The 12895-nt window shown below is 39.4% G+C and carries 7 protein-coding genes; 5 read left to right on the top strand and 2 right to left on the bottom strand.

Translation table 11 applies throughout. The features are described 5' to 3' along the window. Position 1 precedes the first annotated feature (1 nt). On the top strand, positions 2-1285 hold the full coding sequence (gene fucP, locus ACT29H_RS00150; protein ID WP_444819560.1) for an L-fucose:H+ symporter permease: 1284 nt from the start codon (positions 2-4) through the stop codon (positions 1283-1285). A 1041-nt stretch (positions 1286-2326) separates the two neighbouring features. Here the strand turns inward: fucP and ACT29H_RS00145 are convergent. Then, a complete protein-coding gene (locus ACT29H_RS00145) occupies positions 2327-2836 on the bottom strand; it encodes an ECF transporter S component (RefSeq protein WP_444819559.1) in 510 nt (169 codons plus the stop codon). An 11-nt stretch (positions 2837-2847) separates the two neighbouring features. Further along, positions 2848-5136 carry a TonB-dependent receptor domain-containing protein gene (locus ACT29H_RS00140; RefSeq protein ID WP_444819558.1) on the bottom strand — a complete coding sequence of 763 codons (2289 nt, stop codon included), beginning with the start codon at positions 5134-5136 and terminating at the stop codon, positions 2848-2850. A gap of 665 nt (positions 5137-5801) precedes the next feature. Here ACT29H_RS00140 and ACT29H_RS00135 point away from each other — a divergent pair. From ACT29H_RS00135 to ACT29H_RS00120, 4 genes are all read left to right on the top strand, one after another. After that, positions 5802-6170, top strand: a complete 369-nt coding sequence (locus ACT29H_RS00135; protein ID WP_444819557.1) for a cupin domain-containing protein — start codon at positions 5802-5804, stop codon at positions 6168-6170. Positions 6171-6494: 324 nt separating this feature from the next. Then, positions 6495-7778, top strand: a complete 1284-nt coding sequence (locus ACT29H_RS00130; protein WP_444819556.1) for an MFS transporter — start codon at positions 6495-6497, stop codon at positions 7776-7778. A gap of 128 nt (positions 7779-7906) precedes the next feature. Continuing rightward, positions 7907-8668 (top strand): SDR family NAD(P)-dependent oxidoreductase, encoded by a 762-nt coding sequence (locus ACT29H_RS00125; RefSeq protein ID WP_444819555.1) that lies wholly within the window; start codon positions 7907-7909, stop codon positions 8666-8668. A 1104-nt stretch (positions 8669-9772) separates the two neighbouring features. After that, positions 9773-12895, top strand: a complete 3123-nt coding sequence (locus ACT29H_RS00120) for a SusC/RagA family TonB-linked outer membrane protein (RefSeq protein WP_444819554.1) — start codon at positions 9773-9775, stop codon at positions 12893-12895.

Raw genomic sequence — 12895 nt, 5'->3', positions numbered from 1 at the left:
TATGTCGACCAAATCCTCTATTGTACCAAAACAATATCTTGTGCCTTTTGTTGTTATCACCAGCTTGTTTGCCCTTTGGGGCTTTGCCAATGATATTACCAACCCCATGGTGGCGGCTTTCCGAACAGTAATGGAAATCTCCAATGCAAAGGCGGCCTTGATCCAGTTCGCATTTTATGGCGGATATGCTACCATGGCCATCCCTGCTGCATTGTTTGTTCAACGCTATACTTATAAGAAAGCGATTATGTTGGGGCTTGTGCTCTACGCTTTTGGGGCATTTCTGTTTTGGCCGGCAGCACAGTATCAAATTTTTGGCTTTTTCCTGGTTGCCTTATATATAATGACGTTTGGATTAGCTTTTTTGGAAACCACTGCCAATCCTTATATTCTGTCATTGGGCGATGAAGAAACCGCAACACAACGTCTGAATCTGGCTCAGGCTTTTAATCCTATGGGATCTTTGTTGGGTATGTTTGTTGCTTCACAGGTAATCCTCGACTCCTTAAAGTCTGATTCCTTAGGGGAACAAGCCTTCGCTGCGTTGGATGAAACAACCAAGGTAAGTATTCGGGCACATGATCTGGCAGTGATACGAGACCCCTATCTTCTCTTGGGCTTGGTGGTCGTCGCTGTCCTTGTGATAATTGCCATTACCAAGATGCCCCGAACCGAACACAGCGAGAGAGTCCATTTTTGGGATTCATTCGACCGTTTGATCAAAAATACCGTATACAGAGAAGGTGTAATTGCTCAGGTCTTTTATGTTGCGGCCCAGATTATGTGCTGGACTTTTATTATTCAGTATGCAGAGAACCTGGGGATTCCAAAGGCAACAGCTCAACTTTACAATATTGGAGCGATGGGGTTGTTTTTAACCAGTCGGTTTATTAGTACATTCCTTATGAAATATGTAGATTCCAGGCGATTACTTATGGTTTTTGCCATTGGTGGGATTCTGACGATTGGAGGTACCATCTTTATTCAGGGAATGAACGGTTTGTATTGTTTGATCGCCACATCCGGTTTTATGTCTTTAATGTTTCCGACCATTTACGGCATTGCCCTAAAAGGTGTTGGAAAAGATGCGACTCTTGGTGCTGCAGGTCTGGTGATGGCTATTCTGGGAGGCGCATTGATGCCGCCACTGCAGGGGGCTATTATTGACATGGAAAAAGTTGCATTTTTGCCGGCTGTTAATGCCTCATTTATATTGCCGATGTTCAGTTTTGTGGTTATTGCGATCTTCGGTTATAGAGCATTTCTTTTTCAAACCAAAGGATAGACCGGGTGTTTACTTATTCAATTTTTGTATTGGAGAATATTTAATGAATTGAAAATGTCGCACTTCAGGCTCTTTTCGGATTTAATTGCTACCTTTTAACCATTGGTTATTCATCGCTTTTTTATAAAAATGCCTGAAGTGCGACATCCGGTTTTAGCTTATTATAAGCGATTTCAAAAAATCGAAAAATACCCGGAATATAGAATTTTACCGGACAAAAATCATCATCCCCTCGAATTTCTTATCATCCCCGTCGAATTTTCGTATTCACCGAAAAATTTTCATTTTCACCGGAAATTTTTGACATTCCCCGTCGAATTTTCATATTCACCGAGAAATTTTCATTTTCACCGCGAATTTCTGATATTCCCCGTCGAATTTTCAATATCCCCGAGAAATTTTCATTTTCACCGGAGAATTTTCATTTTCACCGAGAAATTTTCGTATTCACCGAGAAATTTTCATTGTTTCCGGAATTTTTGTTCACATTTCACGGTGATCACATGAATTTTTGGACAATGGGTGATTCTGTTGGTATCCTTTTAAAAGATCCTGTATTGGTAATTGCTGCCATGCACATTTCATTTTTTCCATGCCCTTATTTTTATGGGGAAGGACTAACCAACCTATAATCAGTCTTCCACCTTTTACGATTTTAGGGGGTAGCAATCTTCCCGTGGAATGGTCTTTTCTTCTTTCATGCAGCTAATAATTTTGAGGGCGTTTGTTTTTGGTTCTAACAACAAATTGATCCCCGGGGTAGTAATCTATGGTCAGGTGAATGGTCGTTTTATTGAATGCCGGATTTCCAATTATCAATAGATTAAAAAAGACAACGAGTCAGATACCGGAAGGAATAACAATTTCATCTCATGCGGAATGGTTGTTTTCTATTAACAGAATGTTCGCAGTCAAGTTTTTTCATGCATGCTTGACTAGCCTTCCGATAGGCCGTAGCCTCTGTCAATAGAAACGATTTGACGGGATTGCCCTAACCTTCTTATATCTGACTCGCTGGTCATAAGGCGTATTCGAAAAAAACTATTTCTTTAAAATGAGCTTGATCATCAAAAATCCACCCAATATTTGAAATGCCATTCCCGGAAGGCCCAACCGAAAATCCTGAACAGCCAGGAAGAAATCTTTGACCATAGCCCATTCAATCAGGGTTCCGACAATTTGTGAAAAGAGAACTACTCCCAACAATATCAGAACGGATACTTTTTTAAAGTAATAAGCGGCAAATCCGGCAAATCCGGCCAAGAGTAATGATTTGCTCATGATGGCCGGCAGCGCTGCCGCCAGTGGCATACCAAACAACAAAGAGTTGGCAACTGGCGACAATAGGGCGGTAAGCACGCCTGCTTTCCAACCGTATTTATAAGCCGCTATAAGCGTAAAGAAGTAGATCGGCAAAAGTACCGGTCCCAGATTGGCCAAATGGCAGAGCTGTGGAAATACAATATTTCCGGTAACAAAAAGTAAGGTAACCAAATAGGTTTTAGCATCTTTATACTCCAGTGAGTAGAGTTTTACTGCTGTTGCTTCCATGGTCGTTATGATTAAAAGTTGATATTAATTCCGGTCATAAAAGTAGCCTTCGGCATCGGATACCCTTCATTGATCTCATATTCCTGCGCCAAAAGATTCTCCCCATTGACAAAAAAGCTTATCAGAGGGTTTAACCGATAATCGGCTTTTACATTCCATAATATGAAATTTTCTTGTTGGTCAGGTTCTACCGATGTGTAAAGACCGTTAATATATTGAATTCCGTTGGATATTCGGTATTTTTTTTGAGAAAGTATCACTTCGGCAAAGACTTTATGTCGGGGAGATGCCACAACGGGGTGTTCCATATTCAGCCAGCTGTAGTTTGCATTGGTACTCCACTTCTGATTGATGGCGTATGAAAATGTGGCTTCTATTCCCTGGTTTTTTATCTCTCCCGAATTAACATTTAATGGTCGGCCATCAGAAAATATGGTTTGAATCATATTGTCCCCTTCCAGATAAAAAAGGTTCAAACCATAATAAAGGCGATGGTTGCTTAAGTGTTGAGATAGAGAAATCTCATAATTCATGATGCTTTCGGGTTTCAAATCGGGGTTTTGCGGCGGAAACATAAAGAGTTCCCTGATGGTGGGGTTACGGAATCCTTTGCTGGCATTTGCTTTTACCACCATTGTATTGGGCAAATGCAAGGCCATGCCAGCCTGAGGAATCCATTGTGTTCCGGTTTTGGAATGGTGATCGTATCGTAATCCGGCATCCAGGGTCAGCCGACTGCCAACCGATTGTCTTATACTGAGATACGCCGCAGTTTCGTATAAGGTGGTATCGGTCAATGTTACTTTGTTGGTGTTTTCAGTGGATTCGTTCCACGCTTCACCGCCAAAATATTGATAATCGACCCCGACGGTTACCCGGTTATTGGGGAATAGGGTTGCAGACTGGTACCATGAAATGCCGGTCATTTTATCCCTGGAGCGAAAACGATCATCCAGGGGTTCCTCACCTACAGGATAACCATCGTTTATTTTATGTTGTCCCCAGTTATAATAAAACTTAAGCGCTCCAGATGTTTGATGGTAATGATTTTCTATCGCCAGGGAGGTCATTCCTCGGGTTATTTCAGCATCGTTATCAATTATTAGGGCATCCACTGTTCCGGGATTGGATGCGTTGAAACGGGATAAATTCAGATCGTAGGTGATGTTCCATTGGCTGCCCATGTCATACCCCAATTTGGCAAAGCCGTTCCACTGGTTAAAATCCATGTCTTGGCGATGTCCGTCGGTACGGTTGTAGGAGGCTGCCACTTTGCTGCTGAATCCGTCTTTTCGGATGGTGTTGGAAACAGAAGATTGGAGAGTATTGTAGGAGCCATAACTTATACCGGCATTACTGGTTACCGTGTCCTTTTTTACTTTAGAGGTGACGATATTAATGACGCCTCCCATGGCATTGGATCCATAAAGAACAGAGGCCGGTCCCCGAACCACTTCAACTCTTTCGGCCAGCAAGGATTGGTAAGTGTCGGCCATTGGGTGCCCCATTAATCCCATATATTGTGGTTCGCCGTCGATAAGAACCAGCAATCCCGTGGTGGGTTGTCCGCCAACACCCCGAAGACTCATGGTTCCGGCGGCACCGTTGGCAACTCCATAGCCCATGATGCCTCTGCCGGTAATGAAGAGGCCGGGCACCTGTTCATTGAGTAGAGGCAATAGCGATTGCTGTTGACTATTTTTGATTTGATCTCGCGAAACCACAGAAATGCTCAAAGGCAAATGACGAATGTCGGTTTCATATCGGGTTCCGGTCACCGTAACTTCATCGAGAGATATCGTTTTTCTAGTATTTAAACTATCTGATTTTTCCTGCCCGCTGGTGCTGAATGAAAGGGTCATGCCAAGGAGAAACAGGGCAACGGTTTTTAATTTCGACTTATTTAAAAAATCGCTAACCAATTTCAGGATATTTTCTATGGAGTTTTCCTTGTAACACAATTTTTCCATGGGACACCAGTCGGTCTGGTCACGATTGATTATTACCGGCACTTCTTTGTCATATTCGATCTCTATATCTTTGTCTTTTAGAAGATCCAAAGCCTGTTTGCTAATCAACCGGGTGTAGATTTTTTTTACTCCCCCGGCGATCATCAGTGCGGCAGAGGCCTTACCAACCACCTTGTCTGCCACATATGCTCCTTTTAGGAAATCCGGTTCGTTGGTGAGTAATTCATATAAATCACGGACGCCTCGTTGCGTAAATGTTCTGATTCGGCCTTTGTTTTTGACCACGCAGACATAATCTCCTCTGTTTAGTATTTCTATGATGTCGGTCATTTTGGTTTGATTGTAATGAATTTTGGCAAATATATTAAACCTACAAAGCAATGTGGTAGGCGCTTGACATGGTAATTACTTTGCTATTGAAAAAGTAAATCTAATAGGAATTAGAATATATACAAAAAGGTTCATTCCTAAATTAATGAAAAGCAGAAATGGATTGGCTGTTTTTATAACTGTTAACGGTTCCTTGGGTAGGATCCGTTTCCTTTAGAAAATTATATCTCATTTATATGGGATGAATTGGTAAACCAAAACAATGAAGATGTATTGAGTTAAGTTGAAGAATGTGAAAAATGGTTGGTGTTTTAAGTGATTGAAATTTAGCGATAACATGTATTGAGTTGATTTTTGGATGAAGTTTTTTGGAAAAAATTTGCAAAATAAATATTAGCGTTGTAGTTTTGGTCAACCAATTTATTGGTCGTGCAAATGTGCTTGATCGATATTACTATGCTTTGGTAAGAATTGAAATGACGATGTGAAGTTTTTTGCCGCAAATGAATGATGCGAATCAATATTTGTACACGTAATTGATTTTGTTGGGCAAATGATTGGTTTTTAGTGATTTTTTGTTGGTCGAAGTGTTTGATGTCAATAGTTCCGAGTGCATGTTATTTTAATAAGAATAAGAAATATTGTTAACAGTAAAAAAACAGGCTATGAAAAGAAGAAGTGAGAATTTCATTCATTCCAATAAGGAAAAGTGGGAAGACTTAGGAGGAGGTGTTCAGCGACAATTCCTTGGGTACGATAATCAGATCATGATGGTTAAGGTGAAATTTGAAAAAGGAGCGGTTGGTTCTCCTCATCAGCATTTCCATACTCAGGCTACCTATTGCGCCAAAGGAAAATTCGAATTTACTATTGATGGAGAAAAGCAGATTGTAAATGCGGGCGATGGTGTTTATTTCGAACCGAATGTTCTTCACAGTGCTGTTTGTCTGGAGGAAGGGATTTTGATCGATGTCTTTAGCCCGGTACGCGAAGATTTTCTGGATGGCAGCAAAGTCTCTTATTTTGGGAAGTAAGGTGTTCTTGGCAGTTGTGGTTTCCGATTTTGCGGGGAATGAGAATAAACGTTTCCGTAAGTGGTGTTGGTGAGGGGCCTTGAAAGCGAGCATGACCAAATAGAATAATCTCCATTAGAAATGTATAAATGTGGTCTGCTGATTTCTCTCTTCATATATCGCTATACTTTGGAGTGTGTGGCTTTGCTTCGGAAAACAATGAATTAATAAATTCTTATTCGAATGAAACGAGCATGGCGATGCTTGCCCAAAAGGGATATGTATAAATTTAAGACAAGCTATGTGAGTTCCATGGGACTAATGTTTTAGATAAATTATATACTAATGACACGTAAAGGAGTTAAATTTAAGGGACTTAGGTGGTGGATTATTGGATTAATCGCTTTAGCTACCATTATTAATTATATTGACAGGAGTACGATTGGAATAATGTGGCCCAGTATATCAGAAGATCTGGGCATGGATAAGAATGACTATTCCACTATTATAAATGTTTTTATGGTGGCCTATGCCGTAGGTCAATTCGTATCAGGAAAGGTATTTGATAAGGTCGGTACTCGTATTGGTTACGTCATTTCCATTTTTGTTTGGGGATTATCTTCCTTTCTACATTCTATTGCGCGAGGGATTTTATCATTTAGTTTTTTCAGGGTTTTTCTAGGTTTGGGAGAAGCGGGTAATTGGCCCGGTGCCGTCAAAAGTAATGCCGAATGGTTCCCTATAAAAGAGCGTGCCATTGCGCAGGGGATATTTAATGCTGGAGCGTCTATCGGTTCTGTGATTGCCCCGCCATTGATCGCAATGCTATGGGCTGCCTTTGGCTGGCAAGTTACTTTTATGATTGTAGGGTCATTTGGTATGTTTTGGGTGATTCCTTGGTTAATAATAAATAAAAAAGGCCCCGGAAAACATCCCTGGATTCATGAAAAAGAGCGTGCATACATCCTTGAAGGTCAACATGCCAGCGAACGTACTGATGATGGGGGTAAAGGCTTAAGTATTTTTAAAATTCTTTCGTATAGAGAATCTTGGGCCTTGCTAATTTGTCGGTTTTTTCTTGAGCCTATTTGGTGGTTCTTTGTTAGCTGGATGCCGATTTATTTGGCAGAGCAGTATGGATTTAATGTGAAGCAGATCGGTCTGTTTGCATGGGTCCCATTTGTTGGTGCTGCCATCGGGAGTATTGCCGGGGGGTGGTTTTCCGGTAGAATGATCTCGAAAGGGGCATCCGTCAACCGGGCTCGAAAAACTACTATTACAATTGGAGGTGTTTTGATGTTCTTGGGCCTTTTGGTGACGATTCTCTTTGTTAAAACAGCTATCCTGTTTGTTCTTGTAGTGGGGTTTGTGCTCTTTGGATTTCAATTTGCCATTGGAAATGTGCAGACGCTTCCAAGTGACTTGTTTAGTGGAAAGTCCGTCGGTTCTTTGGCCGGGTTGGGAGGTGCCATAGGTGTTTTTGCTGTAATAGTGATAAATATCTTAGTTCCAATAATTTCCAAATTTTCTTATATCCCAATTTTTATAATGATTGCCGCTTTTGTTCCGCTTGGGGTTTTATCCATTTTCTTTTTTGCCAAGCAAATTAAACCTGTTGAAGAACAGTAGGTTGGTTTGTGAATGATTAGCCGTACGAAGAAAAAATATCTTTTGTTTGCGTAGAGTTTTGTGATGGTTTCTTAAATGGAGACAGGGTTGTTTAAGAACAGAGTTTAAATAAGTTAAATTAATATATTATGAGTTTAAAAAGTAGAGTTGCAGTTGTTACCGGTGCTACAGGTGGAATTGGTTTCCAAGTAGCAAAACGATTAGGGAAGGATGGTTATACCGTTGTGTTAAACGGTATTGAACATGAAGAAGGTGCCAAGAGAGTAGAGGAACTTTCTGCGGAGGGGATTCAGGCAGAATACTATGGTTTTGATGTCACCAATGAAGAAGAAGTAACTTCTAATATCAATACCATTGGGAAAAAATATGGTAAAATTGATGTTTTGGTTAATAATGCCGGTGGATTGGGGGGTAGATCCAGATTCGAAGATATGACGACTGACTTTTATCGGTCGGTTATGGCGTTGAATCTGGATTCTGTATTTTTTGTTGCCAGGGCAGCTATCCCCTTTCTAAAAAAAGGAGATTTTCCTTCTATTATTAATTATACCTCTAATGCTGCTTGGAATGGCGGTGGACCAGGAGCAGGTGTTTACGCAACCTCTAAAGCCGGGGTGAATGCTATTACACGTGCTATGGCAAAAGATCTTGCAGAGTATGGGATTAGAGTAAATGCCGTATCTCCAGGAACTATTGATACACCTTTCCATGCTCAGATAAAAGCAACTAAACCTGAGGTTTTTGCTTCATGGAAAAATAGTATTCTGTTAGGACGGTTAGGTCAACCGGAAGAAGTGGCTTCAGTGGTTTCTTTCCTGGCAAGCAAAGATGCTTCATTTATCACGGCAGAAACTATTCAAATTGGAGGCGGTCAGGCTTTAGGAATATAAGGATATAATATTCGTAATAATGATTGTTGGGTAAACTAAAAGGTGTGGCGGATTTCTATCCAATGCACCTTTTTTTTACTGCGTTGTGAAAGAATCTTTTTTGGGCGTTATTGAATATTCTCTTTCTATTTCCAAGACTACTTTGTTTTTTGCTTTTGAAGTGTATTTGAGGTGCCAAAACATTTGGTTGTAGGATTTAAGAATGGAAGATGTAAAAATTGTTTTTTATCGTCTTACGTTTTAAAGGTCATATATAATCGTTTGAACTCGGGATATTGATAAAAGTAATTTTAAAATTTTTGGCACTTATCCTTTCTCTGTTTCTGCACCATTTTTTTATATAGGCCAATTGCTGATGGTGTAGTAGTTCTTCTTTTGAAATAAATGGAATGTGAAGAGATTGCTTTCCGGTAATACATAATATTAAAATCATTCGGGTAATTATTGTGAGTATTTTATTAGTAAAAATTATAATAATTATACCCATTGAAGGGAAAGTTCATGTCTTTTAAGACTTATTTGTTGTTGTGTGAGTCTATTGTCCGATGACTATTTTTTAGGGTTAAGTATGTGGGGGCTTTAAATAGTTGGGAAATAGGCCGATGAAATTTTTTGAATTGCAGATGTAATTTTTTGTTAGGAAATGGCAATAAAAGTTGGCGGATTAATTTTTTTTAAATAATTTTGGTCAACCAATTATTGGTCGGCCAGAAAGATTGTTGATACTTAATTGGTTTTTGTGTCAAGGGAGATAAAGAGAGAGTAAGTTTTTGAAAAATGTCGGTTGAATTATCCTCAATTAAGGTGGAAGGTGGGTTTGTATGGCTTGAAATATGTTTGAAAGGACAATAGAGAAAAATAATGTTACGCGGAGGTTCTTCTCAAATAAAAAAGATTCAATCGTGAAGCAAAGGATGTTTTTGGGAAAATGGATGGGCAAGATTTTCAACCAAAAGAGATGAGGTTTACAAAGCCTTGGAGGATGATATTATTTATAATTTATAAAAGTATTAACCTGTAAATCAGATAAGAAAATTGTTTAATCGCTCGTTGGATGTCAATTTTCTGTTGTAACGATTAGTCTAAATGTAAAAAATTTACCAAATGAAAAGAAAAGTCTTATTAACATTATTGCTTTTTGCAGGGGGTTTTGCCCATGTTTTGGCCCAGACGATAACAGGGACTGTAGCCGATGCAGGAGACGGAGCTCCTCTTATTGGCGTGAATGTGGTGGAAAAAGGGACTACCAATGGTACTATAACTGATATTAATGGGAATTTCTCTTTGACCCTTCAAGGTGAGAATCCTGTGGTGTCCTTCTCTTTTATTGGATACAGTCCTAAGGAAGTTGTTGTTGGAAATCAAACAAAAATTGATGTTGTATTAGAGGCGGATTTGGTTGGACTTGAGGAAGTAGTAGTGGTCGGATATGGTACTATGAAAAAATCTCATTTGACTGGAGCTGTTTCTAAGTTGGAAACTAGTGGATTGGAAGATATTCCCGGTGGTCGAGCCGACCAATTGCTTCAAGGTCGTATGGCCGGTGTGCAAATTCAAAATATTACATCACAGGTTGGAGAGGAGCCAAGCATTAACGTTCGAGGGGTTGGTTCTATTAGTGCCGATAGTAAACCGCTTATTATTGTTGATGGCTTTCCAATGGATGATGGGCTTAGCCTTGTTGATATGGCCGACATTGAGTCTATTGAAGTTTTGAAGGATGCTGCATCAGCAGCGATTTATGGGTCTAGAGCTGCTAATGGCGTTATCATAATCACAACCAAGAGTGGTACGGAAGATAAACCAACTTATAATGTACGTGCATCTTATGGTATTAAAGATTATTATAAGTTGCATCCAATGATGACGCAGGATGAATTTATAGCAATGAAAGTTAATGAAGCAATTCTTTCTGGTGACAGTGAACTAAGTCCTATGTATTTTGCTATGTCTGTATTGGAAACCGAGGATACCAACTGGCAAGAGGAGGCTTTGAGACTGGCCGGGGTTTTTAATGCTCAATTTAATGTTTCTGGCGGGAAAAAAGGGATGAAATACTATATCTCATCTTCTTATATGGGCGATGAAGGTATAATGCTTCAAAATAAATATGATAAGATTAATGTACGTTCTAAGGTTGAGGTGGACTTATCTCCACGTACAAAAATAGGTCTTACCATTACTCCGAGTTATACCAAACGATCCAAACCTACCAATCCGTTTACAGATTTCGTTCGTACGCCTAGGTATTTGCCGGTATATCATAACGAGTATACCTCCGCTTTGACTGGCCAGCCAGTTGGAAGTTATGCACATGGTTATCATTTTAGTAATAAAACTTATACAGGAATTGATCCTATTTCCGGAGAAGAAAGAACCGAGTCAGGGGTTTCACCATATAACACTTCTAATAATAATCCTCTGTCGGTCATGAACAATGAATTTTATTCAAGAAATGATTATGGCGTTCAAAGTTCAATCTATTTTAGGATTAAATTGGCAGATGGGTTGGTGTTTAAAACATCAAATGGTTTTAATTTGAAATATACTGAGGAAAATACCTATAAAAATATAAATTCAAAAACGGCGTCCTCTCCCAACAGCGGTCTGTATGAGAATTCTTTGTTCCGTGACTTGCTTTCAGAAAATACATTAACTTATAATCTGAAAAGAGGCAATCATAACCTCGATGCCTTACTTGGTTTCTCTATTGAGGAAAAAAATACAAAAATTGCTAGTGTGTATGGGAATAATTTTCCTACCGATTATTTACATACGTTAAATGCTGCCGGAACCATTTTGCAATATGATGATGAAGATCAAGTGACCGGCACCTGGGAAGAAGAAGAAGGTTTGGTTTCTTTGTTTTCGCGTTTTGCTTATTCTTATGCTGATAAATATCTGTTGTCAGCCAGTTTTAGGGGAGATGGTAGTTCTAAATTTGGAAAAGATAACCGTTGGGGGTATTTTCCTTCCGTTTCTTTAGGTTGGCGGATCTCTGAAGAACCTTTCTTTGAAGATGCTGTACCTTGGGTTGACCAATTGAAGTTGCGCGCCAGCTATGGTGTGACGGGTACAGATGATATCCCAAATTATGCGAATACTAATATGTTGTCACCTAATTCCTATGTTTTGGGGAGTTCTAATGGATCGGTGGTGTCGGGAATATCCAATACTTCATCGGTTATAGGGAATTCTTATTTGCAATGGGAGCAAACAAATGAATTTAATTATGGCATCGATTTGAGTGCATTTAAGAATAGAATAAATTTAGGTGTTGACTACTATTATTCAATCACCAAAAGTTTGTTGTATGAACGTTCCGTTAACTCAATCATAGGGTTTACTGAAGCATGGAGTAATGAGGGTAAAGTACGAAACAGAGGATTGGAAGTTACTTTGACTACCCAAAACTTTGTTTTGCCAGATTTTAAGTGGAGCACTACCTTTAATTATGCCATGAACCAAAACAAGGTGCTTGACCTGGGGGGAGAGTTTGAACAAATATCAACTGGGGAAAGAAATGAAATGTATCTTACCAGAGTAGGAGATCCTTTGATACAGTTTTATGGGTATAAAACACAAGGGGTTTGGAAATCAGAAGAAGAAATTGCTGAAAATCCTTCACACGTTAATGACGTGGCAGGTGGGTTAAGAGCGGTTGACGTTTTTGCCGATGGGGTTATTGATGCTAATGATTTTACTGTTATTGGTGATCCATTGCCTGATTTTACCTGGGGGGTTACGAATAATTTGAAATATAAGGATTTTGATGTTTCCTTCCTGTTTCAAGGGGTTGTTGGCTCCGAGGTTATTAATGGTGATTTATATTATGCCGAGACTGTTAGATATAATAAGAAGTTTAACACCAATAGATGGATTGATGAAAACAATATCGGTGATGGGAAAACACCATTTGAAAGAAATGGAATTAATCAGATGCTAACCGATTATGCCGTTGAAGATGCTGACTATATTGCTCTGCGTGATCTTACTATTGGGTATAGCTTACCCAAAAGAATTGCTGGATTAGTTAATATTTCCAATGTCAGAATTTATTTAAGTGGTCAAAACTTGCTCTACTGGTGGTCATCCGATTATCGAGGTATTAATCCTGAAGCGCGAAGAACCTCTGGTAACTACTCAAGTCCTTTGGTCGATGGTTACCAAAGAGGTGCATTCCCAATTCAAAGAGTTTATAGCGTAGGTGTGGATATTACTTTTTAA

The organism is Thermophagus sp. OGC60D27, assembly GCF_052400625.1.
Taxonomy (GTDB): Bacteria; Bacteroidota; Bacteroidia; order Bacteroidales; family Marinilabiliaceae; genus Thermophagus.
Note: the sequence above shows the minus strand (reverse complement) of the source record. Positions and strands in the feature narration are given on the sequence as shown.

Bases quoted from the DNA above. Each gene is read 5' to 3' on its own strand.
- fucP (WP_444819560.1), top strand. From the start codon at position 2: ATGTCGACCAAATCCTCTATTGTACCAAAACAATATCTTGTGCCTTTT.
- ACT29H_RS00145 (WP_444819559.1), bottom strand. From the start codon at position 2,836: ATGGAAGCAACAGCAGTAAAACTCTACTCACTGGAGTATAAAGATGCT.
- ACT29H_RS00140 (WP_444819558.1), bottom strand. From the start codon at position 5,136: ATGACCGACATCATAGAAATACTAAACAGAGGAGATTATGTCTGCGTG.
- ACT29H_RS00135 (WP_444819557.1), top strand. From the start codon at position 5,802: ATGAAAAGAAGAAGTGAGAATTTCATTCATTCCAATAAGGAAAAGTGG.
- ACT29H_RS00130 (WP_444819556.1), top strand. From the start codon at position 6,495: ATGACACGTAAAGGAGTTAAATTTAAGGGACTTAGGTGGTGGATTATT.
- ACT29H_RS00125 (WP_444819555.1), top strand. From the start codon at position 7,907: ATGAGTTTAAAAAGTAGAGTTGCAGTTGTTACCGGTGCTACAGGTGGA.
- ACT29H_RS00120 (WP_444819554.1), top strand. From the start codon at position 9,773: ATGAAAAGAAAAGTCTTATTAACATTATTGCTTTTTGCAGGGGGTTTT.